This is a genomic window from Thermococcus sp. JCM 11816 (assembly GCF_055396515.1).
Window position 1 is genome coordinate 417,747 of record NZ_AP043741.1, and the last position, 24,761, is coordinate 442,507.

Annotated in this window: 31 protein-coding genes; 20 read left to right on the plus strand and 11 right to left on the minus strand. The window is 53.9% G+C overall.

Annotated features, from left to right (window positions below):
- Positions 1-94: 94 nt before the first annotated feature.
- Positions 95-868 carry a TrmB family transcriptional regulator gene (locus ACZ5TN_RS02340; protein ID WP_464917042.1) on the minus strand — a complete coding sequence of 258 codons (774 nt, stop codon included), beginning with the start codon at positions 866-868 and terminating at the stop codon, positions 95-97.
- An 82-nt stretch (positions 869-950) separates the two neighbouring features.
- Between ACZ5TN_RS02340 and ACZ5TN_RS02345 the strand changes: the two genes are divergently transcribed.
- Both ACZ5TN_RS02345 and ACZ5TN_RS02350 read left to right on the plus strand, forming a co-directional pair.
- The gene (locus ACZ5TN_RS02345; RefSeq protein WP_464917043.1) at positions 951-1,907 is read left to right on the plus strand and encodes a 4Fe-4S dicluster domain-containing protein; all 957 of its coding nucleotides are present in this window, start codon (positions 951-953) and stop codon (positions 1,905-1,907) included.
- An 88-nt stretch (positions 1,908-1,995) separates the two neighbouring features.
- Positions 1,996-3,057, plus strand: coding sequence for a DUF835 domain-containing protein (locus ACZ5TN_RS02350; protein ID WP_464917044.1), 1,062 nt, complete (start codon positions 1,996-1,998; stop codon positions 3,055-3,057).
- A gap of 50 nt (positions 3,058-3,107) precedes the next feature.
- Here ACZ5TN_RS02350 and ACZ5TN_RS02355 read toward each other — a convergent pair whose 3' ends face one another.
- The 5 genes from ACZ5TN_RS02355 to ACZ5TN_RS02375 all read right to left on the minus strand — a co-directional run bounded on the left by ACZ5TN_RS02355 (position 3,108) and on the right by ACZ5TN_RS02375 (position 6,003).
- Positions 3,108-3,899 (minus strand): SDR family oxidoreductase, encoded by a 792-nt coding sequence (locus ACZ5TN_RS02355; protein WP_464917462.1) that lies wholly within the window; start codon positions 3,897-3,899, stop codon positions 3,108-3,110.
- Positions 3,900-3,938: 39 nt separating this feature from the next.
- Positions 3,939-4,751 carry an MBL fold metallo-hydrolase gene (locus ACZ5TN_RS02360; RefSeq protein WP_464917045.1) on the minus strand — a complete coding sequence of 271 codons (813 nt, stop codon included), beginning with the start codon at positions 4,749-4,751 and terminating at the stop codon, positions 3,939-3,941.
- A gap of 21 nt (positions 4,752-4,772) precedes the next feature.
- Entirely contained in the window at positions 4,773-5,255 is a 483-nt protein-coding gene (locus tag ACZ5TN_RS02365; protein WP_464917046.1) for a type II toxin-antitoxin system VapC family toxin, read from the minus strand.
- Positions 5,242-5,439: an antitoxin family protein gene (locus ACZ5TN_RS02370; RefSeq protein WP_054840282.1), complete on the minus strand. Its 198-nt coding sequence runs from the start codon at positions 5,437-5,439 to the stop codon at positions 5,242-5,244. The genes ACZ5TN_RS02365 and ACZ5TN_RS02370 overlap by 14 nt, the downstream gene beginning before the upstream one ends.
- Positions 5,440-5,520: 81 nt before the next feature.
- Complete coding sequence (locus tag ACZ5TN_RS02375) at positions 5,521-6,003, minus strand: NifB/NifX family molybdenum-iron cluster-binding protein (RefSeq protein ID WP_464917463.1); 483 nt, start codon at positions 6,001-6,003, stop codon at positions 5,521-5,523.
- Positions 6,004-6,127: 124 nt separating this feature from the next.
- On the opposite strand from ACZ5TN_RS02375, the gene sufC reads away from it, so the two are divergent.
- The 6 genes from sufC (at position 6,128) to ACZ5TN_RS02405 (ending at position 11,687) form a co-directional block, all read left to right on the plus strand.
- On the plus strand, positions 6,128-6,868 hold the full coding sequence (gene sufC, locus ACZ5TN_RS02380; protein ID WP_464917047.1) for a Fe-S cluster assembly ATPase SufC: 741 nt from the start codon (positions 6,128-6,130) through the stop codon (positions 6,866-6,868).
- Complete coding sequence (smsB, locus tag ACZ5TN_RS02385; protein WP_464917048.1) at positions 6,865-8,205, plus strand: SUF-like minimal system protein SmsB; 1,341 nt, start codon at positions 6,865-6,867, stop codon at positions 8,203-8,205. The genes sufC and smsB overlap by 4 nt, the downstream gene beginning before the upstream one ends.
- A gap of 20 nt (positions 8,206-8,225) precedes the next feature.
- Positions 8,226-8,828, plus strand: coding sequence for a class I SAM-dependent methyltransferase (locus ACZ5TN_RS02390; protein WP_054840284.1), 603 nt, complete (start codon positions 8,226-8,228; stop codon positions 8,826-8,828).
- A 71-nt stretch (positions 8,829-8,899) separates the two neighbouring features.
- Entirely contained in the window at positions 8,900-10,057 is a 1,158-nt protein-coding gene (locus ACZ5TN_RS02395; protein ID WP_464917464.1) for a WD40 repeat domain-containing protein, read from the plus strand.
- Positions 10,036-10,980 carry an ABC transporter ATP-binding protein gene (locus tag ACZ5TN_RS02400; protein WP_464917049.1) on the plus strand — a complete coding sequence of 315 codons (945 nt, stop codon included), beginning with the start codon at positions 10,036-10,038 and terminating at the stop codon, positions 10,978-10,980. Before ACZ5TN_RS02395 ends, ACZ5TN_RS02400 begins: the two co-directional genes overlap by 22 nt.
- Entirely contained in the window at positions 10,968-11,687 is a 720-nt protein-coding gene (locus ACZ5TN_RS02405; protein ID WP_464917050.1) for an ABC transporter permease, read from the plus strand. Before ACZ5TN_RS02400 ends, ACZ5TN_RS02405 begins: the two co-directional genes overlap by 13 nt.
- Positions 11,688-11,718: 31 nt before the next feature.
- Here the strand turns inward: ACZ5TN_RS02405 and ACZ5TN_RS02410 are convergent, their stop codons facing one another.
- Together ACZ5TN_RS02410 and ACZ5TN_RS02415 are read right to left on the minus strand one after the other, a co-directional pair.
- Positions 11,719-11,964: a hypothetical protein gene (locus ACZ5TN_RS02410; protein WP_464917051.1), complete on the minus strand. Its 246-nt coding sequence runs from the start codon at positions 11,962-11,964 to the stop codon at positions 11,719-11,721.
- A gap of 33 nt (positions 11,965-11,997) precedes the next feature.
- The gene (locus tag ACZ5TN_RS02415) at positions 11,998-12,621 is read right to left on the minus strand and encodes a NifB/NifX family molybdenum-iron cluster-binding protein (RefSeq protein WP_464917052.1); all 624 of its coding nucleotides are present in this window, start codon (positions 12,619-12,621) and stop codon (positions 11,998-12,000) included.
- A gap of 121 nt (positions 12,622-12,742) precedes the next feature.
- On the opposite strand from ACZ5TN_RS02415, the gene ACZ5TN_RS02420 reads away from it, so the two are divergent.
- From ACZ5TN_RS02420 to ACZ5TN_RS02430, 3 genes are all read left to right on the plus strand, one after another.
- Positions 12,743-13,228 (plus strand): ferritin family protein, encoded by a 486-nt coding sequence (locus ACZ5TN_RS02420; protein WP_464917465.1) that lies wholly within the window; start codon positions 12,743-12,745, stop codon positions 13,226-13,228.
- A gap of 82 nt (positions 13,229-13,310) precedes the next feature.
- On the plus strand, positions 13,311-13,730 hold the full coding sequence (locus ACZ5TN_RS02425) for a NifB/NifX family molybdenum-iron cluster-binding protein (RefSeq protein WP_464917466.1): 420 nt from the start codon (positions 13,311-13,313) through the stop codon (positions 13,728-13,730).
- A 2-nt stretch (positions 13,731-13,732) separates the two neighbouring features.
- A complete protein-coding gene (locus ACZ5TN_RS02430; RefSeq protein ID WP_464917053.1) occupies positions 13,733-14,170 on the plus strand; it encodes a methyltransferase family protein in 438 nt (145 codons plus the stop codon).
- On the opposite strand, the gene ACZ5TN_RS02435 is transcribed toward ACZ5TN_RS02430, so the two are convergent.
- Positions 14,167-14,904: a Rossmann-like domain-containing protein gene (locus ACZ5TN_RS02435; protein ID WP_464917467.1), complete on the minus strand. Its 738-nt coding sequence runs from the start codon at positions 14,902-14,904 to the stop codon at positions 14,167-14,169. The genes ACZ5TN_RS02430 and ACZ5TN_RS02435 overlap by 4 nt on opposite strands.
- Before the next feature lie 5 nt (positions 14,905-14,909).
- On the minus strand, positions 14,910-15,539 hold the full coding sequence (locus tag ACZ5TN_RS02440; protein ID WP_464917054.1) for a class I SAM-dependent methyltransferase: 630 nt from the start codon (positions 15,537-15,539) through the stop codon (positions 14,910-14,912).
- Between the two features lie 94 nt (positions 15,540-15,633).
- On the opposite strand from ACZ5TN_RS02440, the gene ACZ5TN_RS02445 reads away from it, so the two are divergent.
- The 3 genes from ACZ5TN_RS02445 to ACZ5TN_RS02455 are packed head-to-tail and all read left to right on the plus strand — an operon-like array spanning position 15,634 to position 18,403.
- On the plus strand, positions 15,634-16,581 hold the full coding sequence (locus ACZ5TN_RS02445; protein ID WP_464917055.1) for a radical SAM protein: 948 nt from the start codon (positions 15,634-15,636) through the stop codon (positions 16,579-16,581).
- 59 nt (positions 16,582-16,640) lie between these two features.
- Positions 16,641-17,513: a P-loop NTPase gene (locus ACZ5TN_RS02450; protein WP_464917056.1), complete on the plus strand. Its 873-nt coding sequence runs from the start codon at positions 16,641-16,643 to the stop codon at positions 17,511-17,513.
- Positions 17,513-18,403: a nucleotide-binding protein gene (locus tag ACZ5TN_RS02455; RefSeq protein WP_464917057.1), complete on the plus strand. Its 891-nt coding sequence runs from the start codon at positions 17,513-17,515 to the stop codon at positions 18,401-18,403. Before ACZ5TN_RS02450 ends, ACZ5TN_RS02455 begins: the two co-directional genes overlap by 1 nt.
- 32 nt (positions 18,404-18,435) lie before the next feature.
- Here the strand turns inward: ACZ5TN_RS02455 and ACZ5TN_RS02460 are convergent, their stop codons facing one another.
- A complete protein-coding gene (locus tag ACZ5TN_RS02460) occupies positions 18,436-18,729 on the minus strand; it encodes a MazG nucleotide pyrophosphohydrolase domain-containing protein (protein ID WP_011249651.1) in 294 nt (97 codons plus the stop codon).
- Positions 18,730-18,861: 132 nt separating this feature from the next.
- Between ACZ5TN_RS02460 and ACZ5TN_RS02465 the strand changes: the two genes are divergently transcribed.
- The 6 genes from ACZ5TN_RS02465 to ACZ5TN_RS02490 all read left to right on the plus strand — a co-directional run bounded on the left by ACZ5TN_RS02465 (position 18,862) and on the right by ACZ5TN_RS02490 (position 24,670).
- Positions 18,862-20,283, plus strand: coding sequence for a TldD/PmbA family protein (locus ACZ5TN_RS02465; protein WP_464917058.1), 1,422 nt, complete (start codon positions 18,862-18,864; stop codon positions 20,281-20,283).
- A 10-nt stretch (positions 20,284-20,293) separates the two neighbouring features.
- The gene (locus ACZ5TN_RS02470) at positions 20,294-21,616 is read left to right on the plus strand and encodes a TldD/PmbA family protein (RefSeq protein WP_464917468.1); all 1,323 of its coding nucleotides are present in this window, start codon (positions 20,294-20,296) and stop codon (positions 21,614-21,616) included.
- Between the two features lie 71 nt (positions 21,617-21,687).
- Entirely contained in the window at positions 21,688-22,347 is a 660-nt protein-coding gene (locus ACZ5TN_RS02475; RefSeq protein ID WP_464917059.1) for a helix-turn-helix domain-containing protein, read from the plus strand.
- Between the two features lie 72 nt (positions 22,348-22,419).
- The gene (locus ACZ5TN_RS02480; protein WP_011249645.1) at positions 22,420-23,271 is read left to right on the plus strand and encodes an ABC transporter ATP-binding protein; all 852 of its coding nucleotides are present in this window, start codon (positions 22,420-22,422) and stop codon (positions 23,269-23,271) included.
- The gene (locus ACZ5TN_RS02485) at positions 23,268-23,969 is read left to right on the plus strand and encodes a fluoroquinolone export ABC transporter permease subunit (protein ID WP_054840292.1); all 702 of its coding nucleotides are present in this window, start codon (positions 23,268-23,270) and stop codon (positions 23,967-23,969) included. The genes ACZ5TN_RS02480 and ACZ5TN_RS02485 overlap by 4 nt, the downstream gene beginning before the upstream one ends.
- Positions 23,966-24,670 carry an ABC transporter permease gene (locus ACZ5TN_RS02490; protein WP_464917060.1) on the plus strand — a complete coding sequence of 235 codons (705 nt, stop codon included), beginning with the start codon at positions 23,966-23,968 and terminating at the stop codon, positions 24,668-24,670. Before ACZ5TN_RS02485 ends, ACZ5TN_RS02490 begins: the two co-directional genes overlap by 4 nt.
- Positions 24,671-24,761 lie beyond the last annotated feature (91 nt).

Below are 24,761 nucleotides of genomic sequence, written 5' to 3' on the forward strand. Positions count from 1 at the left end.
CCCTATAGGGTTAGGAGTATTTTAACTATTCTCTCCATATCACGGCAGAAAAGGAAAAACCCGAGAAAGACACCCGAAGATTCAGAAAATGACTTTAAATCCCTGTCTCGTCCATAAGATAGAGCAGCGCCGCCCTCTGGAAGGTCGGGATGAAGGGTATCGTCACGAGGATGCCCTTTAGTGCGCCCTTCTCCTCGTATATCATGAGCGACTCCCTGGAATCGACGATGATCAGGGCTTTAACAGCGTAGGGGCCTTCAAACATCGAGTTGATGAAGATGTCTCTAAGGTCTTCCTTTCTCTGGAGCTTCCTCGGGTCAACCAACTCAACTCTCACTCCCTCAAGGTACTTCGGCCTCTTTCCTCCGAGGAGAAGGACGGTAACCTCAACCCCTCTCCCGTGGGCGTTCCTTAGTGCTCTTGCAAGCTTCCTAGAGAAGCGCCTGTCAGCAAAGGCCGCCATGACCTCCCTCTGTGCCCCTTCGATGAGTTCCTCGGCCTTCCCGCGGATGTTCCACTCCCCCTGTAGGTACCACACGGGGTACCACTCCTCTTCCCGCTTACCCCCGCTCTTGAGGGAGATTATCGCCTCTTCGGCCGACTTTATGTACTCGTCCCTGAGTGCCCCTATGACCTTCTCCGGCTCCACCGCGCGGAAGAAGGCCGGCTTCCCCTCGCTGAAGTCAACGAAGCCCTTCCTGTGAAGCTCTTTCAGCACCTCGTAGACCTTCGGCCTCGGAACGCCGCTCTCCCTTGCCACTTCGCTTGCCTTTGAAGGGCCGAGGAGCACCAAAGCGGCGTAAACTCTCGCCTCATAGTCCTTAAGGCCAAGACGTTTGAGGTTTTCAACGAGCTTCTCATCGAGCATACTGCTCACCGATAGGGTGATGTAACCCAAGTAGTTACAACATCCTTTTATTCCTTTTCCCCGATTGGTCTTCGGTGGTGAGATGAGCTTCAAGGCGAAACTCGCGAGGAAGTTCGTCTACGCAGTCTTCCCGGACGTGAGGAAGTACACGACCCTTAAACCGGCCTTTGAGAACTCGCCGGACTCCCCAGAGGGCCGCCTGGTGCCCGAGGTTGTTGCGTTATACGGAAAGCCTGGAATCCACATCCTCAAGATGGCCCTCGTTCTTCCATATCTTGTGGGCACGGCTTACTACGCCCGAAAGAGCGTGACGAGCGTAAGAAAGAACCCTGGAAGGGGCAAGAAGATCGCCCCGCCGGAGTTCTTTGAGGAGCTTGAGAGCTATGCGAAATCGCTCGGCGTTCTGAAGATCGGATACACGAAGCTTACTCCGGAACTGGTCTTCTCTAATAGAACCGTGCTCTTCGAGAATGCGATAGTGCTCATCGGCGAGATGAGGAAGGAGGAGATAGCGAAGGCACCCGGCGTTAGAGCAGGTATAGAAGTCTGGAGAACCTACTACCGCTTAACCCGGGCGGCCTACAAGATAGCGGAGTTTTTGAGGGAGAGAGGCTACAACGCCCAGCCCGACCCGGCCGTTGGCGGGAGCACGAACTTCCCGCTTCTGGCCCAGAAAGCTGGACTGGGATACATAGGCAAGCACGGGCTCTTGATAACCCCTGAAAACGGGCCAAGCGTGAGGATAGGGGCTTTTTACACCGATCTTGAGCTTCCCTACACCGACGAGCGCGTTCGGGAATACGAGTGGATTCCAGACTTCTGCGACCGCTGCAACGCTTGCGTTAGAGCCTGCCCGGCCCAGGCGATATACATCACGCCGAAGAGGGAGAACAGCCGGGAGGTGCACATAGATTACACGAAGTGCGCCGTCGTCTTCTCAAGAACCCTCGGCTGTTCGGTCTGCGTGAAGGAGTGCACGTTCACAAAGGGGAGCTACGAGAGGATAAAGCGAGCCTACGAGAAGGTTGCCGGGAGATAGGGAAAAAAGTTGCATAGCCCTCTTTTCCCCATTCCGCAAAGGTTTATATAACTGCATAACATAGCGTCATATCTGAGGGGAAGGGAGTATGGTGAATTCCTCGGTGATAGGTGCCGTCTCGCTGATAGCGGTGAGAACGTTCGGTGCTTCCATGTTTCTGTACGCCTATCACATGAGTAGGAGGAAATCCGCCCTCTTTCTCGCGCTCACCCATGTCGCAGGAATCTTCGAGGTGGTCTTTGACCTTGCTGGCATGAGCGTTGAGAACTTCTTCATCGCGCTTGCCTTTGCCCTGGCTTCTGCGGGCCTCTTTTATCTGATATGGGAAGACTCATCGCGTCCTTTTATGAAAGGACTCTACAGGGCCGCTTTCATCCTTCTACTCATCCTCGGTGTGGCCGATAGCATACTCAAAAAAGACCTCCCCTGGGATATATACTTCCTCGGCGGATTTTTGATAATGATGCTTGGAATACTCGGGATGGACGTGCTCTCCAGGAACTACGGCAGGGACGGAAAAATGCTGGGAATCTTTGTCTCGCTCTCGGGCCTGCTTTCCATAATCTACCCCCTACCATACCAGTACGGCCTCACGGCACATAAGCTGCTGCCTTCGGTTCAGATAGTCGCGGTAGTGCTTGGAATAGGCTCGCTTTACTTCTACTACCGGGTAATCTTCAGCCCGCGCTTCCTAAGGGGCTACGATGTGAAGAACATCGAGATACCGGAGTTTGAAGGGGTCCAAATAATTTCGCCAGAGGACTTCAAAAATATCAAAGCCCAGCTGGAAAACGTCCCCGTTCTTGCGTTTCTGAGAACTTTAAAGCCCCCAGAGAGCTGGAAACCCTTTTTCTTCACCACAGCGAACAATATGGAGATTCCAAACACAATCCGGCCGACCGACCTTTATAAAATGGTCGAGACAGTCCACAGATATCTCCTGGAGGCAGAAAGAAGCGGTGTCAAGGGCATTGTGCTTGTGGAGGGGTTGGAATACCTTAGAATACACAACGAATTCCCGTCGATAGCAAAGATGATGAGCACGGTAAGAGATTATATTATCTCCAACAAAGGGGCGCTCATAGTTGTTATTGACAAAAACGCCCTGGATGAGAGGGAGTATATGTTGTTGAGGAGAATTCTGGAATGAGTCTTAGCTCGAAATCTCCAAAAATAGAGATGGATGCGAAGAAAGCGAGCTCAGAATACCGAGTTGAGCCTTCCACCATCAACCGGAATCATGGCGCCGTTTATATAGCCCCCGAGGTCGCTGGCCAAGAAGGCCACAAGGTAGCCTATCTCCTCCGGTTCTCCCAGCCTTCCGAGGGGTATCGGCTTCGCGTACTCCTGAAGAGCTTCCTCAACGGTCTTGCCTTCCCTGGCTGCCCTGTCTTTGGCCAGCTGTATCATCCTGTCTGTCCTTATGATGCCGGGCATTATGCCGTTGACGGTTATTCCCTTCGGCCCGAGCTCTTTCGCGAGCGTCCTCACAAGGCCGGCCATTGATATCCTGACCACGTTGCTGAGGGCGATGTTCGGTATCGGCTCCTTTATGGCGACGCTTGTGGAGTAGACTATCCTCCCGAAGCCCTTCCGCTCCATAGCCGGAACGAGTGCCCTCGTGAGATAGACCGCAGGATAGAGGAGAAGCTTAACTGCCCCTTCCCAGTCCTCCATGTCCATCTCCATGAAGTAGCCAGGCTTGGGCCCGCCTGTGGAGAAGAAGAATATGTCGGGTTCGCCGATATCTTTAAGTTCCTTCACCGTTCTCTCAAGGTCTTCCCTCCTGGTGAGGTCTGCAACGATGTAGCTCACCTCAACATCGCTCGCGGCCCTGATCTTCTCCTTTGCCCTCTTCAGGTTCTCCTCGCTTCTGGAGAGGAGTACTACGTCCGCTCCAGCCTTTGCCAGAACCCTCGCAACGCCGAAGCCTATGCCCTTGCTTGAGGCGGTCGTGAAGGCCAGCTTCCCAGAGAGGTCTATACCAAGCATCCACATCACCAAGAATAGTTTGATTCCAAAGGTAAAAAACTATACCCTAATCTCCTTCCCAACGAATAGAGGCTCCGCAAGCCCAAAGTGCCCCTTGAGATAGGCGTACTCATCTATTCCTGTGCAGTGGCCAGCGTAGAGAGTTCCCACGCCGAGCTCCCTGAGCCCTTCAACGGCATCGTCCAAGAGATGCTCGGGTGCTCCCCTCAGGTGAAAGCCGCCGATCAGGGCCTTTACCGGTTTTCTAGTCAGGTCTATCGCATGCCGAGCAATGTTGAGGATTCCGCTGTGCCCGCACCCGGTCATGACGGCCACGCTGTCTCCAAGATCAAGTATGAGCGCGATGTCATCTTTAACAGGGTCTTTGACTTCTTTTCCGTCTTTAACAAGGTAGCCAACGGCCCTGTCCCATGTCTTTCTCTCAATCTTTCCGGAGGAGATGAAGCCCGGAAGGAACTCGAAGGGTTTCTCGCTCAGATGGAAGACTGCCCCAAGGCGCTCAAGCTCCTCCATCGTGAAGGGAATCCCTATCTCCCTCCGCCTCGGCTTTAGGGCTATCCTTCTGGCGAAGATCCCTGGGTGGGCGTAAACGTCGAGCGGTTCGCTCCGAGCTTTGAGCAGCTCGGCTATTCCGCCTGTATGGTCGTAGTGGCCGTGGGTTATGAAGAGGGCATCTATCGAGTCCAGCTCAACCCCAAGTTCCCCCATGTTGTTGAGGAGCACCCTACCGTCCGTGCCCGTATCTACGAGAACCCTGTGGCCGTTGTGCTCTACAAGGGCAGAAAAGCCGTGGTAGCCTATCAGGCCCTTCCTCCAGCCGGCGTGGTTTTCAAAAAGGATTGTGACCTTCATACTGCTCACCAAACAGTTTCGTTATCCGTCTTGTTCTGAGATTAAAGGAGAGATAACTTCCAGGAAATCAACCTTCTCAAAGTCGCTGTCAAAAGTTGCTATCTTCTCTATTTCATAGGACTTGCAGGTGGCTACTATCATGGCATCGTTGGTCAGCAAACCATATTTCTCCCCGAGCTCGGCGGAGAGCCTTGAGATTTGCCAGTCAATTTCAAGAACCCTCAAAAATCCGCTCTTCACGAGCTTCTCAATTGAGTCCCTGACCTTTTCATAAACCCACGTGTACTCATCCAAGTGTTTCTTGAGGTCGTAGACACCTTTCAGCCCATCTCTGATAGCGAGAGTGAACATAACCTTGTAAGCTGTCTCGGAAAATACTATTGGGTTTATAACAAGGGCGTGGCCCTCCTCGATGAGGGACTTCACGAGCTTCTTCGCTTTTTCGTCTCCTAGATTCAGCCCAACGAGGACAGAAGAGTCCACGAAGACCTCAGAGCAACTCATAATAGGCCTCCTTAAGCCTTTTGTAGTCTATGTTCTCAACCTTCTCAATGATGAGTGAGTCTAGAAGCTTATCAAGTTCTTCCTCATCTATTATCTTGATAATGACTTTTGAGTGCTCCTTAAGTTTGGGTTTTTTCAGGGGTATCAGGACGCCATTCTCGTAAACGGCCTCAATAATCTCCATCATTGTTCACCGTTGTTTTTTGGTCGTGAAGAGATTTAAAGTTTTGTCAGAAAGAAAAGTAGAAGTAGTTAGTGAAGGGCCTCACCAGCCCCATCCACCTCCTCTGCCGCCTCCCATTCCGCGGCCTCTTCCCATTCCACCGCCTCTGCCACGGCCCATTCCTCTACCCATGCCGCCCATACCGCGTCCCATGCCTGGTCCCATTCCGCCCTCGGGACCGAAGACTGCAGTGGTCAGCTCTCCCCTGAGGAATGCCTCAACGGCCTCCCTGACGGTCATGGTGGCCGGGGCTGAGACCATCTTTATGCCGGCGGCCTGCAGAACTCCTGAGGAGTTGGGACCGAACTGGCCAGATATGACAACGTCGGCGCCCTGGTCTATGACGAACTGCGCCGCCGTAACCCCCGCTCCCCTCGGCTGTGAGTAGCCGGGGTTCGGTACCACCTGAACGTTCACTATCTCTCCGTTCTCAACGTCCACGATCGTGAACGTTGGCGTTCTTCCAAAGGCCGGGTTCACCCTGTCATCAAGACCTCCGGTAACAGTTGACACGATTATCCTCATGTCCTTCACCTCCATCGGAGTTAGGAAAGCCTAAGTTAAAAGCCTTGTGCATATGCTCATTACACAAGTCTGTTCCAAAATGCTTAAAAAACGTCCCATCAACGTTACCCATGGAGGTGGGCGAATGCTCAAAGTTGAGAACCTTCACGTCTCAGTTGAGGACAAGGAGATTCTAAGGGGCGTAGATCTTGAAGTTAACCCGGGTGAGTTTCATGTAATCATGGGGCCGAACGGCTCAGGAAAGTCAACGCTGGCCCTGACGATAGCGGGTCATCCCAAGTACAGAGTTACCGATGGAAAAATCCTCTTCGAGGGAGAGGACATCACCGAACTCGGCCCTGACGAGAGAGCAAAGAGGGGAATTCTGCTCGCTTTTCAGGTTCCTCCGGAGGTTGACGGCGTTAAAGTCATAGAGTTCCTCCAGCAGGTGCTTGTGGAGCTGAAGGGAATGGACCCCGCTGAGGCCTACGATCTCGTAGTTGAAAAGGCCAAGGAGCTCTGGTTCAAGGAGGAGGATTTACACCGCTACGTGAACGTTGGCTTCTCCGGCGGTGAGAGGAAGAGGCTTGAGCTACTTCAGGCACTTCTCATCGAGCCGAAGCTTCTCATTTTGGATGAGCCGGACAGCGGCGTTGATGTGGATTCCCTCAGCATAATCAGCAGGAAGATAGAGGAGCTCCACCAGCGCGGGACGGCGATACTCCTCATCACCCACTACGGCAGAATCCTCGGCCACCTCGACAGGGAGAAGCTTACGGTTCACGTCATGAAGGACGGCAGGATCGTCAAGACCGGCTCCGGTGAGCTGGTAGACCAGATAGACCGCGAAGGGTTCGCCAAGATATTCGAGGAGGTGGGAGCATGACCGAGACGATAACACTCGCTGATGCCAAGGCCATCATCGAGAACCAGATTGAGGAGCTCGCAAGGAGGAACAAAGAGCCGGAGTGGATGACAAAGATAAGGTACAAGGCGCTGGAAGCCTTTGAGAGGGCGCCTCACAAAGACCCTGTCATAAGCGAGGAGCAGCTCCTCCACTTCATAGCCAAACCAGAGGTAAAAGGCCTTCCAGATCATATAGAGAGCCTCGACGACCTTCCACCCGAGATGAAGGCCCTCCTCGACAGGCTGGGCATAAGCGAGGTGGAGCAGAAGTACATAGCCGGGCTTGCGGTTCAGACAGACACGGGCGTCATATACAACCAGTTCCTGCAGGACTGGGCCAAGAAGGGCCTCATAGTCCTCCCGACAGAGGAGGCCGTTAGAAAATACCCCGACATAGTCAAGCAACACTTCCTCAAGCTCTTCCGTGTAGATGAGAGCAAGTTGACCGCTTATCACACGGCGGTATGGAACGGCGGAATATTCCTCTACGTGAAGGAAGGCTTGAAGGTTCCCTTCCCGCTTCACCTGTTCTTCCTCATACAGGAGAGCGCGCTGGCCCAGGCGCCGCACATAATCATCATAGCCGAGAAGAACACAGAGTTCCACCTCATCGAGGGCTGTACGGCCCCGATACTCCTCAAGCACTCCCTCCACCTCGACATGACCGAGGCCTACTTCCACGAGGGAGCAAAGGGACAGCTGACAGTTCTCCAGAACTGGCCCGAGTATGTGCACACGAGGCCAATGACGAGGGCAAAGGTTGGGAAGAACGCGCGCTTCATCAACACGACGGTGACCCTTGGCTCAGGGAAGAGCAACATAGGCGACCCGCACTACTGGGTGGATGAAGGCGGCCACGTCGAGCTGAACGGCATAATCCTTGGCCAGAAGGACTTTTACGTTGACCTCGGCGGCAGGATGTTCCTCCAGGGGCCAGGAGCGAGCGGGATCAACGCGAGCAAGGCAGTCATAATGGACGAGAGCAAGGTCATAACGAGGGGAATCATCGAGGCCGAGGCTCCGAAAACGAAGGGGCACATAAGCTGTGACGCCCTCCTAATGAGCGATAAAGCAGTGATGGAGACATATCCTGGGCTTATAAGCAAGGTGGACGACGCTGAACTCAGCCACGAGGCGGCGATAGGCAAGATAAGGGAAGAAGAGCTGTTCTACCTCATGTCGAGGGGACTGGACGAGGAGAAGGCAACCCAGCTTATAGTCAAGGGCTTCCTCGATCCGATGCTCAAGGACATCCCGATGGAGTTCCTCGTCGAGATAAGGAAGATAATCGAGCTTGCTGTAAGCGGGGGCATGTGAGCCCCCTCCCGGTGTCTTTTATGTACCGCGAGAAGTACGACAGGATAGCGGGCTTTTACGAGCTTCTGGAGAGACCACTGAACATGTTCTTCAACCCGCTCAGGGAGAAGGCGGTTTCTCTCGCCAGAGGGAGGACACTTGAAATCGGCGTTGGAACCGGAAAGACGCTCGGATACTACCCTCCGGGCGTTGAGCTCTACGCCGTTGACGGCTCGGAAAAGATGCTTGAAGTTGCCAAGAAGAGGGCGAAAGAACTTGGCATGGACGTGAAGTTCAGGGTTGCCGAGGCGGAGAGCCTTCCCTTTCCTGATGACTTCTTCGACACGGTTGTTTCTTCCTTCGTTTTCTGTACTGTCCCGGAGCCGGAGAAGGCAATGGAAGAAATAAAACGCGTTCTCAAGCCCAACGGAAGAGCAATTTTTCTCGAACACACGAGAAGTGACAGCAGGCTGGTGAATTACCTTTTCCTCCTGCCTATGAAACTCCTCCTGAAGCCTCTCCTTGACGATGACCCGTTGAGAGAAACCCACAGGCTCGTGAGGGAGCACTTCAAAGTGGAGAAAGAGGAAGCCTACTACAGCGGCGTGGTCAGGCTCATAGTGGCAAAGAACGATAAGGACTAAGCCCGAGCGGAGTTCGGATCCCATGCGGAAGGTTTATTTCTGGGTTTTGAAATTAAAAGCTGGTGCGAACGATGAAGTTTGGACTTCCTGCAGTCCTTATGTTAATGCTAACGCTCACCCTCCCGCTGGCCCTCGCAGAGCCCGTTCAAATATGGAGCTACACCGACCAGTGCGCGGCGTTTTCGGTCTCTTTCAACTCGAAAGGCTACGTTGGGCTAGCCTTTGGCTATGACGCTGAGCTGCTCTCTCCCGAGGGAAAGCTCCTCCTCAAAGCTCCAACGAGGGGCATCGCATATTCTTCGGCCCTTTCTGACAACAACGTCCTCCTGATAGGGACGGAAGGAAGCTGGGTTCAGGCGTTTTCGGAGCCCAAAAAACTGCTCTGGGAAAGGAAGCTAAGGGAAGCTGTTGTGAGCGTCTCCATATCGGCCGATGGGAAAGTCGCCGTCGCTGGAGATGCCGCTGGCTACGTTTACCTTTTCCAGGACGGGGGGCTGAAGTGGGAGAAGAACATTGGGAAATACGTCTGGAGCGTTGTCCTTTCAGGTGAAAGAGTTCTCGCAGGTAGCAATGCTGGAATACATGTATTCAAGCTCGATGGAACACTCCTGTGGAAGAAAGCATTTAATGGAGCCGTTAGGAAGATTGTACCTCTCAAAAACGGCATAGCAGTTCTTGTAGTTCCGCAGGACGAGAGCTGGAGCGAGTTGATTTTCCTCTCGGATAGCGGCTCAGTTACCTGGGAAAGGCACTTCAACGGCTACGTCCGCTCGATTTCAACCGACGGGGAGTACATAGCGGCCGCAGGAATGACGGGGAACGTGACGCTCCTTGACTCTGCCGGAAAGCTCCTCTATTCAACGCCCCTCCTGAGTTATGCCAACGACGTTGCAACGTTTAAAGGCTACACTGTGGTGGCCTACGGAAAGAACGCCGAGCTTATAGCCCCCAACGGGACGGTCGAGTGGTTCGAGAGCTTCAACGGGACTGTTTACCACGTCGGCTTCTCGCCCACGGGCTACTTCGTTGTTGACTACGGCTCCCACGAGATAGACAACTGCTACAGCGTTATAGTTGCTTACTCAGTTGCTCCAACCGCCCAGGGCCAGTCGGAAACCGCGGGAGAGGAAAGCTCAGTAAAACCCGGCTACAACCCCTTCATTGCTGGTGGAATTCTGGTCGGAATAGCCCTCCTCGGGGTGCTGATATGGCTGCGGAGGAAGCAATAATAGCGAAAAACCTCGTGAAGAGGTACGGCGACTTTGAGGCCGTTAGGGGGATAAGCTTCACGGTTAAGCGCGGGGAGGCCTTTGCACTTCTCGGTCCGAACGGGGCCGGAAAGACAACGACCGTGAGAATGCTCACGACCCTCACCAGGATAACCTCTGGAGAGGCCTACGTGAACGGCTACGACGTGAAGAAGGAAGGTCTAATGGTTAGGCGCTCGATAGGCCTTGTCCCCGACATATCCAATCTTTACGAGGAGCTTACCGTCGAGGAGAACCTGAAGTTCACCGCAGACCTCTACGACGCTCCAAGGGAGAACGTTGACAGACTAATCAAGGAGTTCAACCTCCCTGCAAAGAGGAAGTTCGGAAAGCTCAGCTCGGGCTTCAAGAGGAGGGTAACGATAGCGGCCGCCTTAGTCCACGAGCCTGAGATACTGTTTTTAGACGAGCCGACGAATGGGCTCGACGTCCACTCAGCCAAGGCCCTTAGGGCGCTCATAAGGGAGCTGAACAAGAGGGGCATGACTATTTTCCTTACCACCCACAATATGGTTGAAGCTGAGACGATACCGCAGAGAGTCGCTATAATGAACAAAGGAAAGATAATCGCCGAGGGGACGCGGACGGAGCTTCCGAAGCTCATTGGGAAGGGAACGAGAGTCAGGCTTCAGGTCGAGCCGCTCTCCAACAAGCTCCTCGATGCTCTTTACATCTACGGGCCGACATTCGATGAGGGAGATATCGTGATAACGGTTACCGATGCCGATGTCTTCATGGCAGAGCTGTGCAGGCTCAGGGGAGAGCTCGGCTTTAAGATCCTCAAGGTCTCGACCGAGGCGCCGAGCATAGAGGAAGTCTTCATAGAGCTGACGACAGAGGTTCCAAAAGGCGGGGCGTGCGGCTGTGGGGGGTGTCCGCTTTGAAGGTTCTCACGATAGCGAGAAAGGAACTCAAGGAGTACGTTCTCAAGCCGGGCTCAATAAGCTGGGGAGTGGTGTTTCCGATCGTCTTCACATTAGCGTTCATCGTCCGCTTCGGCGACATAGACCACCTCGCCCCGGGTCTCGTTTCGATCTCGATAGTCTTCGGTACGACTTCATTTGTGGCCTCGTCCATAATCTTCGAGAGGAGGCTCAGAACCTTTGAGCGCCTCCTCGTTGCTCCTGTGAGCTACATCGAGATAATCCTTGCCAAGCTCTTAGTCGGCTCCCTCTTCGGCCTCTTTGTGGCTTTAGTAAGCCTCGCTCTGGTGTCCCACTTCATGGTCTATCCAATCTGGAACGTGCCTATGGTTGTTGGCTACGCCTTCCTCGGCGGGCTGGCCTTTTCGGGGCTGGCTCTCTATATCTCGCTCGTCGTCGAGAACCCAATAAGCGCCATGACCTGGCTGAACCTCCTTAGACTCCCTATGATGTTCACGAGCGGTGCGATAGCTTCTCTCCTCCTCTTTCCACGCTGGTTTTTGATAGCAGGCTACCTGACACCGATGACTTATCTCGTGGAGGGGCTCCGCTTCTCGATGCTGAAATACACAGAGGTCGTTCATCCGGTTTATTCGGCGCTGGTCTTAGTATTTCTAACACTGCTGTTCACATACCTCTCGATAGAGCGTCTCAAAAACCTGTATTGAACGGCCTGAAAAAGAAGCATGGAAAAGAGAGCTAAGGCCAGAACCAGCGGCCTCTCCTCGGACTTAGGAAGCCCCAGAGGATGTAAACCAACACGAGGGCTACGACGTAGACTGAAGCCACTAGGAAGAGCTTGAAGAGCAGGTAGAGGATCAGGAGCAGGAAGACGAGGTCTATTATGCCATAGAGGCCAAAGCGGCCGAAGAAGCCCCCGTAATAGGGTGGATACGGGCCGAATCTTCCACCCCTGCCCATGCCCCTTCCGTAACCGCGTGGCATTTCTAACACCTCAAAAAGTTAAAGGGAACGGCCTCACCACCAGCCGTAATACCAGCGGAGGGTTCTCCTGCTGGGCATTCCTGTCCACGGGCAGTAGCTGAGCCTCGCTCCCCAGCCTCTTCCTCCTCTGCCCCAACCTCTGCCGAAGCCGCGTCCTCTACCCCATCCGCGACCCCAGCCTCTGCCCCACCCAGGGCCGAAACCGTAGCCGTAGGCAGGATAAGCCGGGTAGGCTGGGCCGTACGCTGGCGGCACCGGTGTTGCTGGAGTTGCAGGGGCCGCTGGAACAACCGGAGCCTGCGGAGCGGGTGCCGTGAACTGGGCCGCTCCACCGCTCACGACGCTCTTTATGGCCTCCTCAACGGGCGTCCCTGGGGCGACCTGGTAGAGCTTGATACCAGCGGCCTGTATGGCACCGAGTGCGTTCGGGCCGACCTGTGGAGCTATTATTGCCTCAACGCCCTCATTGATGAGGGTCTGAACTGCCATTGGTCCGGCCCCTCCGCCGGCCATTGCAGCACTGTTCTGAATGACCTTCTCGCTAACGATGTTCCCGTTCTCATCAACGTCCGCTATGTAAAATGCCGGTGCCCTCGCGAAGACTGGGGCGACAGTGTCTTCTCTACCTCCACCGTTAGTCGGGACAGCGATCCTCATGCCAACCACCTCCATTCTTTCGTCTATTATTTTGTGCATATGCACAGCATTTAAAGTTTTCGGTGAGCCTAATAGATGCATCGAAAGGTTTAAATTAACTGAAAGTTAGTAAAATTGGGTGATGCGGATGAACGAGCTAGTAATGCTTGAAGAGAAGAAGGCAAGACTGTACCGGGCGCTTATTCCCCTCGTACCCAAAGACTTCAAAGAAGATTTGAGACTTTTGGCCAGCCACTCAGAGAGGAACGGGGAGCTGTTGAAAAAAGCCAGGATCCAAGCTGAAAACATCCACGGGATAGAGGACATCAAAACCGCAATTGAATTCCTAGAGAAAGCCCTAGCCGATCCAAACATGAATGTCGAAGACTTCTACCGCTATGCCATCGATGCTGAACGCGCAAGCGCTCGGCTCTATAGGGAGCTCTCCATGAGAGCTGGAAAGGAAAAATGGAGACGGCTCTTCAAATGGCTTGCAGAAATATCTGAGGAACACGCAATGATACTTGAGAGGCACCTCGAGATGTGGCAGTTCATGCAGGAACAGACAGAAGAGGAAGAAATTCCAGAAGATCTAATAGAGCAGTGGTTTGAGGACATCGACTTCTGAACTTTCATTTTTCTAGTCAGATACGTTATGAACATAGGGAAACCTTATAACCCATTAGGGACACCTAATTAGGGTGATGCTCATGGCTGAGAAGAGATGCCTTAAAGTCGCGTTCGGAATGGAAGATGATGAACACCTCATAGATGCACACTACGGTGATTCAGAGTTCTTCGCGATCTACGAAATCTGCGAGGATGGAAGCATAAAACTCCTCGAAAAGAGGCACAACAAGGCTAAAGACATAGAGGAAGAACACGACGAGGGGCACGGCGACCCGAGGAAGTTCAAGGCAGTCGTCAGCCAGCTCCTCGACGTTGACGTTTTAGCGGCCTTCAGGATGGGTCCAAACTTCCTCAGGATAAGGGACAAGACCAACAAGGTGGCCTTCTTCACGAGAACAAGGGATCTAAACCTTGCACTCCAGAGGGTCGTAGAGAACTTCGACGACCTCTGGGAGCAGGTGCAGAAAAAGAAGGCCGAAAAACCGCCGATAGAGGAGTGAACATGAAGTTCTGGGGCATCTTTCCAAAGGTTGCCCTCATTTCTTCCATCTATGCCGTTGTTGCATTCTACCTCAACGAGAGGCTTGGGGTTAGCTTTCTCGCGTTTCCAGCCCTTGGGCTCCTGATGGTATTCCTCGGCCTCTCCCTCTGGTTTCTCTGCTACCTTCAGGTCTCAAGGGCTTACTCGAAGGGAAAGCTGCTCACGGAGGGCTGCTACTCAAGGGTGAGGCATCCGATATACTCCATCTGGGGCTTTCTCGTGATTCCAGGCTTCTCTCTCCTCTTCGGAGGCTTCATGCTCTTACTTCCTCTCGTTTACTGGGCGGGCGTGCTCGGGTTCATAGGCGAGGAGGAGAAAGCCCTCGAGGAGAGGTTCGGCGATGAGTGGAGGGGATACGTGGAAAAAACTTCCCGTTTTCTGCCCCAACTACGCCATTAGTGAACCCCTACCACGTACTTTCTGTTCCCCTTCTCAAAGCCCCTGAAGGAGCCGAGCTTGAGGCCGAGGAGCGCCCTTTCAAGGTCCACAACTTTCATAGCCGCAAGATGGGTGATTCTAGTCCCTTTGACAAGCTCCGGGTGTATCTGAGCGGTTGGGCCAGTCAGGACTATCAGTTCTGCCTTTTTCGCCCGGTCGAGGATCATCTCGAGCGTTCCGTTAACCAGTGCCGAGCCGCTGACGATGACCGCTTCAACCTCGGGAAGGAGGATGTATTCCAAAGCGTCGCTGAGCGTCTCCCTGTCCCATAGTTTCGGGTTCCTCTCGAAAACGAGTGTCTTAACTCCTTTCTCGCGGAGTGCCCTGACAACGGGTGGCATGTTGCCTATCACTGCCACCTCACTGAAGCCTTCAACAAGCTCAACCACATCAACATCTGGAAGGTCTGAGACGTCGAGGTGGTACTGGGAGACCGCGTTTACCGCCGCTATCCCGAGGGTCCGCTCGATGACGTTCAGGCTGTCGGCCTTTTCGATGAAGGCCTCGATGGAAGGCTCACTTATGGAGTTGGTGTACCTCTGAACCTCCTCCGGGAGGGTCATTGCAACGCCTAGGGATTTTCCCTCGGGCCCCTCAGCCAATACCCACGTGTAAGGCAGAGCAAAGCCGAAATCAACTAACTCAAGCCCTTTTGCGAGATTCAAAGCCTTTTTCTTAATCTCCGAGAGCAGCATGGCCATCACTTCACCGCCTTTATCACAACGAAGCTACCCTCACCGTAGCCCGGCTTTACCGGCTCGACGGACTTAATCTCATTGAGCCTGTGGAAGAGGGTCTGCACTATCTCGAACTCCCTGAAGCCGACCTTTTTGAGGAGTTCCAACAGTTCCTCAGTCGAGAAGAACCTCGCCTCTTTGTAAAAAACGCTCTCGTCCTTGTGCTCCTCGTAGAACCTTCCTATCGGGCTGTTCCTGTCTACAAAGCCGATTATCAACGCCCCACCCGGCTTCAGGACGCGGTAGGCTTCCTTCAAAGCTTTCTCCGGGTCGTCGACGAAGCAAATAGTCGTGACCATCAGAAGGTAGTCCATGCTGTTGTCCTCGAAAGGAAGATTTTCAGCCGTTCCCTCGATGACCTCAATTCCCCTCTTCCTTGCTATCTCGGCCATCGCTTTGGAAGGTTCAACGCCGAGCTTTATCCCGAGGGGTGCCGCGAATCTTCCGGTCCCGACGCCTATCTCAGCTCCCTTTCCGTCCTTCGGCAGGAGCCTTTTGACGGCCTCGAGCTCGGAGAGGTAAGCGTAGCGGTTTCTCTCGAACCAGTTCTCGTACCTGTCGCGGTGCTTCTCGAAGGGCTCGATCTTCGGCATAGAACATCCCGCCCTTTGTTCGTGCTTCCCGTTTATTGCTTTTGTTCCTCACAAGGTTTATACGCCTTTAGGTCGACCTAATTCTGGTGGTGGTATGATAGCCTTTGGACCCGTCCCCTCGAGGAGGCTCGGAAGGAGTCTTGGGGTAAACAACATCCCCGACAAGGTATGCACCTACGCCTGCGTCTACTGTCAGATAGGGAAAACCCTCAGGATGGAAATCGAGAGGAGGCCCTTCTACGAGCCCGAACTGATCTTCAGAGAAGTCAAGGAGAAAGTCGAGAAGGCCCTCGCGAGGAACGAGAGGATAGACTACATAACCTTCGTCCCCGATGGAGAGCCAACCCTCGACATCAACCTCGGGAAGGAGGTAGAGCTTTTAAAAGCCCTCAGAATCCCCCTGGCTATCCTCACTAACTCCTCGCTCATCTGGAAAGAAGATGTCAGGGAAGACCTTCTGAAGTTTGACTTCGTCTCGCTGAAAGTTGATGCTGTCAGTGAGCAGCTCTGGAGGAGAATCGACAGGCCTCACAAGAGCCTGAGCCTTGAGAAGATCCTCGACGGCATGCTGGAGTTCAGGAAAGAGTTTGGGGGAAGGGTCGTCACAGAGACGATGCTGATAGACGGGATAGACTACGGCGACGAGTTCGAGAAGATAGCGGAATTTCTGAGGGAGCTGAAACCGGACAAAGCCTACATAGCCGTTCCAACGAGGCCGCCGGCGGAGCCTTGGGTCAAACCCGCTAAGGAAGAGGTCATCAACCACGCCTATCAGGTCTTCAGCGAAATCCTCGGTGAGGGGCGCGTGGAATACCTGATCGGCTACGAGGGGAACGCCTTCGCCTTTACTGGGAACGTTGAGGAAGATCTGTTGAGCATTACGGCAGTCCATCCAATGCGCGAAGATGCCGTCAGAGAGTTCCTGAAGAAGGCGAACGCTGACTGGAGCGTCGTTGAGAAGCTCCTGAGAGAGGGGAAGCTGATAGAGCTTGAGTACAACGGGAAGAAGTTCTACATGAGAAGGCTGAGGAGCAGGGAGTAATGAGCGTATGCACAAAGCTTATAACCAATTCGGCTTCCCTAATTTCCGGAGGTGAGAGCTTGCAGATAGCGATCAGCGGTGGAAAAGGCGGAACCGGAAAATCAACGGTCGCGACAAACCTCGCGGTGGCGCTCAGAAAGATCGGAGTCAAGCTGACTCTGGCAGATCTCGACGTCGAGGCGCCGAACGACCACATCCTCCTCGGTGTGGAGCTTGCAAACGAAGAACCCGTGAACCAGTTCATGCCGCGCTTCGACTACTCGAAGTGCACCAAGTGCAGGAAGTGCGCCGAGGTGTGTGAGGAGCACGCTATAGTGACGCTGAAGGACGGGACGCCCTTCCTCATGCCGACCCTCTGTTCCGGCTGCAGGGCCTGTGAGATAGTCTGTCCTGTACCAGGGGCCATTCAAGAGGCCTTCAGAGTTATAGGCCACACGTACGTTACCCCAACACCCTACGGCTTCACGCTCGTCACGGGGAAGCTCAGGGAGGGAGAGGAGAGGTCAATGCCGCTCGTGGTTGCGGCGAAGAAGAGGGCCGAAGAGGTCAGGGAAGGTCTTCTCATGGTGGACACAGCCGCTGGAACTGGGAACACGGTCTCAAAGGCCGTTGAAGGGTCAAAGCTACTCATAGCAGTAACAGAACCCACTCCCCTCGGCATACACGACACGGAGCTTATCCTACAGCTCGGGAAGCTGATGAAGATTCCGACGTGGGTTGTGGTGAACAGGTCTGACCTCGGAGACGTTGGTAAGGTCAGGGAACTGGCAGAGAAGTACGGCGCCGAGATCGTGGCTGAGATCCCCTACAGCGAGAACATAGTCAAAAGTTACGTCGAGGGAAAACCCATAGCCCTGACGGACTATCCCGAGGCAGAGATATTCAAAGGCCTCGCCGAAAGGGTCGCAGAGTTCCTTGGAGGTGGTGAGTGATGCAGGTGACGATAGCGAGCGGTAAGGGCGGCGTTGGAAAGAGCACGATAACGGCCTCGCTCCTCTACCTTCTGAAGGACGATTACTCGTTTGTGGCAGTTGACGCCGACGCTGAGGCCCCGAACCTTGGTTTGCTCCTCGGCGTGACCGAGTGGAAAGAGGAGAGGGAGCATATAGGTGCCAAGATAGCCAGGATAAACACAGAGAGCTGCGTAAGGTGCGGAATCTGCTACGAGCGCTGTCCCTACGGGTGCATTTACATCGATGACGAAGGCAACTACGTCGTGAACGAGCTCACCTGCGAGGGCTGCAACGTCTGTGGCCTGGTCTGCCCGGTGGCCGGAACCATAACCCTTGAGGAAGTCCGCTCAGGGGTAATCAGGAAGGCGACAACCAAGTACGGCTTCCCGCTCATCTCGGCCCAGCTCGACGTCGGAAGGCCCGAGAGCGGAAAGCTGGTAACCGAAGAGAAAGAGTGGGCCGCGAAGCTGATGAAGGAGCTCAACCTCGAGCACATGATAGTTGATTCGGCCGCTGGAATAGGCTGTCAGGTGATAGCGAGCCTCGGTGGGGCAGACGTTGCCATACTCATAGCAGAGCCTACCCCGGCTTCGCTCAGCGACGTTCAGAGGGCTTACAAGGTCGTCCAGCACTTCAGGGAGCCGGCTTACCTGATAATCAACAAAGCCGACATCAACCCCGGCTTTACTGGCCTTGAGGAGTGGGCTGAGAAAGAAGGAATACCGATACTGGGAAGAATACCCTACGACAGAGCCGTTCCAGAGAGCATGAGCATGCTTAAGCCCGTAGTCGAGGCCTTCCCAGAGGCCAGGGCTTCAAAGGCCATAGTTGAGATTGCCGAGGTTATAAAGAGGGAAATCCTCGGTTGAATACTTCCGCTTCCCTCTTTTTACCCGGTAGTTCAGAACTTCTCCTCGCATTCGCATGGGTTCTTGCCGCAGTATGGACAGACTCCAGGATATTTCTTCTTCGCGGCCTCTTCGAGATCTATCCCAAGCAGGTTGGCGAGGCTGGCGAGCCAGGCGAGAACATCAGCGAACTCCTCTTCCATGGCTTCCTTGTCTCTCTTCCTTATCGCCTCGCTCAGCTCACCGACTTCTTCAACGAACCAGAGGAAAGTCCTCTCAATGCCTCTCTTCGAGTCCTTGTGAAAGTAGATATCACGTATCATCCCCTGGAACTCGCGTATCTCCATCTTCACCACCTGGCGGCATCTCATCAGCGGCCTTAAAAACCAAACGGGTGCAACATTTCGACACAAATCGAAGCGGAAAGATTTTTATACTTCGGAGGGCACTATTCTATGCAGTAAACTGGGGTGATGTGCATGCATGAACTTGTAGAGTTTGCCGTTGAAAAGGCCCTCGAACTGGGGGCGGACTACGCCGAAGCGCGTTTTGAAGAAAAGAATGGTACTGAGCTAGTAATGAAGAACGGTAACGCGGAGGGCCTCGGGATTCTCGCGGACAGGGGCATAGGGATAAGGGTTCTCGTTGACGGCGGCATGGGCTTTGCATCAACCAACGTCCTGACGAAAGAGAGCGTTGCAGAGGCCGTGAAAAAGGCCGTGAAGCTGGCAAAAGCCGCCTCGAAGGTGAGGAACGAACCTATACGCTTTTCCGAGGAGGACTTCCACGAGGTCTATTACGAAGTCAAGATGAGGAAGGACTTCCGGGACATACCGCCGGAGGAGAAGCTTGAACTCCTCAAGAAGGTCGAGGAGGAAGTGAAGGGAACGGGTGTGAACGTGCCGATGCGCTTCCTCCGCTACTCCGACTGGATGTGGCACAAGATAATAACCCACAGCGACGGTGGTTTCGTTGAGAGCTACATCCCGAGAGTGTCTCTCACCTACAACCTCGTGGTCTTTGAGAACGGCCAGATGGAGCAGGCGCCCTTCGTTCAGAGGGCTTTCTCTGGCGGTCTTGAGCTCTTAGAGAAGGACGAACCCTGGAAGTGGGCCGTTAAGGACGTAATGGCCCTTAAGAGGCTCATTTACGAGGGACAGAAGCCGCCCGAGGGGAAGGTTGACCTCGTGATAAGCCCCGAGGTGGCTGGCATAGCAGTCCACGAGAGCGTTGGACATCCGTACGAGGCCGACAGGATTTTCGGAAGGGAAGCGGCGCAGGCGGGGGAGAGCTTCGTTAAACCAGACATGCTCGGGGAGAGAATCGGCAGCGACGTCGTTACAGTCATAGAAGACCCAACTATCCCGAACAGCTGGGGATTCTACCTCTACGACGACGAGGGCGTTAAGGCCCGTCCGAGGTACCTCATAAGGAACGGAATCATAAACGAGTTCCTCACCAACAGGGAGTACGCCTACAAGCTCGGCCAGCGCTCAAACGCCTCAGCCAGGGCGATCAACTACAACCGCGAGCCGATAGTGAGGATGGCGAACACCTACCTGGCTCCGGGCGACCACTCCTTCGAGGAGCTGATTGAAGACATCAAGCTCGGTGTTTACATGGTGAGCTTCAACGAGTGGAACATAGACGACAGGCGCTACCAGCAGAGGTACATCGGAAGGGAGGCCTACCTCATCGAGAACGGCGAGATAAAGCACCCGGTCAGGAGACCCATCCTTGAGATAACGACGAGGGCACTGTGGAGCAGCGTTGATGCCGTAGGAAAGGAAGTTGAGTTCTACCCGGGAACCTGCGGCAAGGGCGAGCCCGGACAGGGAGTTCCCGTCTGGATGGGCGGAGCGCACGCGAGACTGCGGGATATTCCGCTTAGGAGGCCGTGAGGTGGTGAAGATGTTCGACGTTAACGGGTTCATCCTTAAGAGGGCGAAGGAGCTCGGCTTCGGCGACGTCGTTGTCCTGAGCTATGAAACAAACCGGAGACAGGTTCGCTTTGCCAACAACGAGATAACCGTCGCCAAAAACTGGCACGAGAGGAAGGTCGAGCTCTTCGTCGAAAAGGAGAAGAGGGTAGCGAGCACTACCATAACCGACCTGAGCAATGAGAACATAGAGAGGACTCTGAAAACGCTCCTCTCGAACATGAAGGGCATGTCTCCAAAGGAGGACTACTACGGCATAGCCGAGGGGCCCTTCGAGTACAAGGATATTCCAGAGACCTTTGACAGGGCGATAGTCGAGCTCGATGAACCGAACGAGTACGTTGAGAGGGCAATAAACGCGGCCCTTGAGGAAGGGGCGAAGAGAGTTGCTGGAGTCCTCTACACAGACCACAACAAGCTCTACCTGACCACGAGCAACGGAGTGGAAGCTTTCGACGAGGGGACTGGGATAGAGATAAGCGTCAGGGCCTTCATAGGCGACCTCGAGAGCGGCCACGGGACGAACTCCGTGAGGGTGCTCAAGAAGTTCGACCCCGAGAGCGCCGGAAGGAAGGCGGGAGAGATAGCAAGGTTGGCCAGAAACCCGGAGCAGGGGCCGGAAGGGAAGTTCGACGTCATATTCGACCCGCTGGCCTTCGCCAACCTGCTCAGCTACATGAGCTTCATGACCTCCGCCTATGCCGCCGAAGCTGGCTTTTCCTTCCTCGTGAACAAGCTTGGGCAGAAGGTCGCCGCTGACGGAGTAACCATCAAGGACATAGGGAACCTGCCCAACGGCTACGGAACGAGGAAGTTCGACGATGAGGGCGTCCCAACGAGGGAAACGACTATAATCGAGAACGGAACCTTCAAGACGTTCCTCCTCAACACGAGCCTCGCCAGGAAGTATAAAACCGAGACAACCGCCAATGCCGGCTTGGTGATGCCGCACGCCTGGAACATCGTCCTCGAACCTGGAGACTACTCGAAGGAAGAGCTCTTCAGCGAGGTGAAGAAGGGCATCTACATCACCAACGTCTGGTACACGCGCTTCCAGAACTACGTTGCTGGCGACTTCTCAACGATCCCGAGGGACGGCATCTTCCTGGTTGAGAACGGCGAGCTGAAGCCGATAAGGAACATTCGCGTAAGCGATAACCTCCAGAGGATTCTTGAGAGCGTCATCGCCCTCGGAAAGGAGCTCCACCACATCCACTGGTGGGAGGTAAACACGCCAGTATCGACGCCCTACGTGCTCGTCAAGGATGTGGGCATAACGAGGGCGACGAAGTGAGGCTTTTCATTTTTCTTTGTTTTTCGGTAAGACTTAAAATCGCAAGAACAGCGTGTCTCAAGTGATGACCCATGAAGCGGATAAAGTTCAGGTTTCTCAATTCTTCGGATGTGTTCTCGGACTTTAAATGGTTTATAGAGGCGATTGAGTGGGCATACGGGGACACGCACTTCATGGTCGGTGACGAAATCATAAAGCTCGTGGAATTGAAGTTCAAAGAAGAAGTTAACCCCCAAGATGTCGTAAATCGAATGAGGAACCTTCCTTATGTAGAGGACGTCAAGCTGATACCCCTAAAAAACGGCCATTACTACCTGTACACACGTGCAAAGCTCCCAAGACACCCTAACGCAGAAGAAGCCTTTGACATACTTGAGCTCCAGAAAAGAGGCTTTTTAATATTTGAGAAGGGCACGATGACTCGCGAGGAGAGCTTTCTCTACGTCGTGTGTGAGGAGAACCTGGTCCCTGAAGTTATATCGGCCATTAAGAAAACCTACAATGCGGAGGTCGCTAGCATAGAAGATTACACGCCAAAGGAGGGCATATTCTCAAAGCTCACAGAAAAACAACTAAAGACCCTTCTGGTGGCCTACAAAAGCGGCTACTTTGATAGTCCTAAGCGCGTGACGCTTAGGGACCTCTCCCAGATGCTCGGCCTAAGTCCATCAACCGTGAAGGAGCACCTTAGGAAGGGTTTGAAGAAGGTTCTGGAAGGAATAATCGAATAAGCAAAAGTTCAACCGCACATGTGCGGGGGTAACTATAACTACTTCAAAGCCCTATTTTAAATTGGTGAAAGCATGCCTGTAATTGAGGTTAAGAATATTAGAAAGTACTACGGCGATGTTAGGGGTGTGGAAAACTTAAGCTTCGAGGTCGAGGAGGGCGAAATCTACGGCTTTCTCGGTCCGAACGGGGCTGGAAAGACGACCACCGTCAAAATCCTCGTCAAGATAATCAGGGACTATGAAGGAACGGCCAAAGTTCTCGGAAAAGACCTGCGCGAGTGGGGCAAGGACTACTACAACAGAATCGGTGTCTCATTCGAGTTTCCAGCGGTTTACTCCCGCTTGACTGCCCTCGAAAACCTCGAGTTCTTCGCGAGCTTCTACAAGAAGCACCTCGACCCGATGGAAGTCCTCAAAATGGTCGGGCTCGACAAGGAGGCTGATCAGCTCGTTGCTGGCTTCTCGAAGGGCATGAGGAAGAAACTCGACATCGCGAGGGCCCTTCTCCCCGACCCCGACATACTCTTCCTCGACGAGCCGCTTGAGGGCCTCGACCCAGCGAGTGCGAGAAAGTTCAAAGACCTATTCCTCGAGATGAGGGAAAGCGGGAAGACGATTTTTCTCACCACCCACAACATGTACGTGGCCGATGAGCTTTGCGACAGGGTTGCCTTCATCGTCGACGGCTCCGTAAGGCTGGTTGATAACCCAGGCGAGCTCAAGGTCAAGATGGGGAAGAGGCTCGTGAAGGTCGAGTACGTTGAGAACGGGAGCGTTAAGACCGCGGAGTTCCCGCTTGAGGGCATCGGCCAGAACGAGGAGTTCCTGAATATCCTGAGGAACCACGAGATAAGGCGGATCAACACGGAGGAGCCGACCTTGGAGGAGATATTCCTCAAGGTGACGGGGAGGCGGCTCGTATGATGAAGAACCTGCTGAAGACAAGCGTAATCGTCGGGTTCAGGAGCTTCGTCTACCCGATATACGTGCTGATAGGTTTGGCCTACGGCCTGATGCTCTTGGCGTTTCCAGAGCAGTACCTCCCGACGATGGTGCCTATATTCCTACTCTTCGAGCCGGGTTTGGTGGGCTTCATGTTCGTTGGCACTGAGATATTCGCGGAGAAAAAGGACGGGACGATAAGTGCCCTGGCAGTGACGCCGATAGAGTGGAGGAGTTACATTCTGGCAAAAACGATCATAATGAGCGTTCTCTCGGTGATTGGTGCTATTCTCATAATGGCCGTGGGAACGCGCTCACTCAACGGGCTTCCCTACGTCATCGCGGGGGTCTTCCTGTGCTCCGCGGTTTACACCCTCCTCGGGATAGCTATATCTGCAAAATACCGCGACCTGGACGACTACTTCATCCCGATAATGGCAGTTCTGGTGGTCTCGCTCCTGCCCTTCGCCCACTACCACGGCTACCTAACGCACCCGCTCTGGAAAGTCCTCTACCTTGTACCAAGCTACCCGGCGCTCTACTTCTTCAAGGCGCCGTTCGTGGAGGTTTCAAGTGACACCTTAGCGCTTTCGGGGGTGGCTCTGCTCCTCTGGTCGGCTGTGGCCTATTACGCGGCTAAAATCCAGTTTTACAAGTACGCCGTGGAGGGGTTGAGATGAGCTTTGTGAGGAAGTTTGGGACAATTTACAGAACCGACCTCAGGCTCCTGAGGAGGGACCCGATGCTCCTGTACAGCGTTGTAATGACACTCGTCCTCCTCCTCATCGTCCGCTACTTCAAAGACCGCATCGGGGTCTATTATCCCCTCCTGGCCCTCCTGGGCCTGATATTCATACCAATGATATTCGGCATGATACCCGGCTTTATGATGGCCGACGAGAAGGAGGACAAGACGATACAGGCACTTAAGGTGATTCCAATATCCAGCGAGGCCTTCCTGGCATACAGGCTGACCTGGGCCTCGATAGTAACTGCCCTCCTGACTGCCGCTGCACCATACATCCTCGACATTGAGATTCCTCAAAAAGGTATTCTAGCTTTGATTGCACTCTTCCTGCTCGAAGTCTGGATTTACGGGCTGTTAATTACGGTGTTCTCGGAATCGAGGATGCAGGCTTTGACGGTGAGCAAAGTCCTCGGCTGGCTCCTAATGCTTCCGCCGGTGATAAAGCTCGTTGTCGTGTGGCGGAACCTCTCAACGGACTGGAGCAGGTTCACGGCGTTCCTTCCAACTTACTGGCTCTACAAAGTCTTCGAGGGAATACCTACCAACGACTACAGCGACTTTCCAATAGCCCTCGCCGTCCATCTGGCATGGCTGGTACCCCTGGTGTTGCTGTTCAGGAGAAGGGTGCTTTGAGGGTATTATTTCCCCATGAACTTCAAACTGACTGCATGAACTTGCGAAACTTTTATCTCTTTCAGAATAGATAATAAAATACGGAGTGAGC

Coding starts and splice junctions, on each gene's coding strand:
- ACZ5TN_RS02350 (WP_464917044.1), top strand. CDS start 1,996: ATGGTGAATTCCTCGGTGATAGGTGCCGTCTCGCTGATAGCGGTGAGA.
- ACZ5TN_RS02370 (WP_054840282.1), bottom strand. CDS start 5,439: ATGGAGATTATTGAGGCCGTTTACGAGAATGGCGTCCTGATACCCCTG.
- ACZ5TN_RS02460 (WP_011249651.1), bottom strand. CDS start 18,729: ATGGAGATACGCGAGTTCCAGGGGATGATACGTGATATCTACTTTCAC.
- ACZ5TN_RS02435 (WP_464917467.1), bottom strand. CDS start 14,904: ATGCTGCTCTCGGAGATTAAGAAAAAGGCTTTGAATCTCGCAAAAGGG.
- ACZ5TN_RS02490 (WP_464917060.1), top strand. CDS start 23,966: ATGAGCTTTGTGAGGAAGTTTGGGACAATTTACAGAACCGACCTCAGG.
- sufC (WP_464917047.1), top strand. CDS start 6,128: ATGCTCAAAGTTGAGAACCTTCACGTCTCAGTTGAGGACAAGGAGATT.
- ACZ5TN_RS02390 (WP_054840284.1), top strand. CDS start 8,226: ATGTACCGCGAGAAGTACGACAGGATAGCGGGCTTTTACGAGCTTCTG.
- ACZ5TN_RS02425 (WP_464917466.1), top strand. CDS start 13,311: ATGGCTGAGAAGAGATGCCTTAAAGTCGCGTTCGGAATGGAAGATGAT.
- ACZ5TN_RS02415 (WP_464917052.1), bottom strand. CDS start 12,621: ATGAGGATCGCTGTCCCGACTAACGGTGGAGGTAGAGAAGACACTGTC.
- ACZ5TN_RS02345 (WP_464917043.1), top strand. CDS start 951: ATGAGCTTCAAGGCGAAACTCGCGAGGAAGTTCGTCTACGCAGTCTTC.
- ACZ5TN_RS02470 (WP_464917468.1), top strand. CDS start 20,294: ATGTTCGACGTTAACGGGTTCATCCTTAAGAGGGCGAAGGAGCTCGGC.
- ACZ5TN_RS02395 (WP_464917464.1), top strand. CDS start 8,900: ATGAAGTTTGGACTTCCTGCAGTCCTTATGTTAATGCTAACGCTCACC.
- ACZ5TN_RS02375 (WP_464917463.1), bottom strand. CDS start 6,003: ATGAGGATAATCGTGTCAACTGTTACCGGAGGTCTTGATGACAGGGTG.
- ACZ5TN_RS02355 (WP_464917462.1), bottom strand. CDS start 3,899: ATGCTTGGTATAGACCTCTCTGGGAAGCTGGCCTTCACGACCGCCTCA.
- ACZ5TN_RS02445 (WP_464917055.1), top strand. CDS start 15,634: ATGATAGCCTTTGGACCCGTCCCCTCGAGGAGGCTCGGAAGGAGTCTT.
- ACZ5TN_RS02430 (WP_464917053.1), top strand. CDS start 13,733: ATGAAGTTCTGGGGCATCTTTCCAAAGGTTGCCCTCATTTCTTCCATC.
- ACZ5TN_RS02485 (WP_054840292.1), top strand. CDS start 23,268: ATGATGAAGAACCTGCTGAAGACAAGCGTAATCGTCGGGTTCAGGAGC.
- ACZ5TN_RS02420 (WP_464917465.1), top strand. CDS start 12,743: ATGCGGATGAACGAGCTAGTAATGCTTGAAGAGAAGAAGGCAAGACTG.
- ACZ5TN_RS02475 (WP_464917059.1), top strand. CDS start 21,688: ATGAAGCGGATAAAGTTCAGGTTTCTCAATTCTTCGGATGTGTTCTCG.
- ACZ5TN_RS02365 (WP_464917046.1), bottom strand. CDS start 5,255: ATGAGTTGCTCTGAGGTCTTCGTGGACTCTTCTGTCCTCGTTGGGCTG.
- ACZ5TN_RS02360 (WP_464917045.1), bottom strand. CDS start 4,751: ATGAAGGTCACAATCCTTTTTGAAAACCACGCCGGCTGGAGGAAGGGC.
- ACZ5TN_RS02400 (WP_464917049.1), top strand. CDS start 10,036: ATGGCTGCGGAGGAAGCAATAATAGCGAAAAACCTCGTGAAGAGGTAC.
- ACZ5TN_RS02455 (WP_464917057.1), top strand. CDS start 17,513: ATGCAGGTGACGATAGCGAGCGGTAAGGGCGGCGTTGGAAAGAGCACG.
- ACZ5TN_RS02340 (WP_464917042.1), bottom strand. CDS start 868: ATGCTCGATGAGAAGCTCGTTGAAAACCTCAAACGTCTTGGCCTTAAG.
- smsB (WP_464917048.1), top strand. CDS start 6,865: ATGACCGAGACGATAACACTCGCTGATGCCAAGGCCATCATCGAGAAC.
- ACZ5TN_RS02480 (WP_011249645.1), top strand. CDS start 22,420: ATGCCTGTAATTGAGGTTAAGAATATTAGAAAGTACTACGGCGATGTT.
- ACZ5TN_RS02410 (WP_464917051.1), bottom strand. CDS start 11,964: ATGCCACGCGGTTACGGAAGGGGCATGGGCAGGGGTGGAAGATTCGGC.
- ACZ5TN_RS02440 (WP_464917054.1), bottom strand. CDS start 15,539: ATGCCGAAGATCGAGCCCTTCGAGAAGCACCGCGACAGGTACGAGAAC.
- ACZ5TN_RS02465 (WP_464917058.1), top strand. CDS start 18,862: ATGCATGAACTTGTAGAGTTTGCCGTTGAAAAGGCCCTCGAACTGGGG.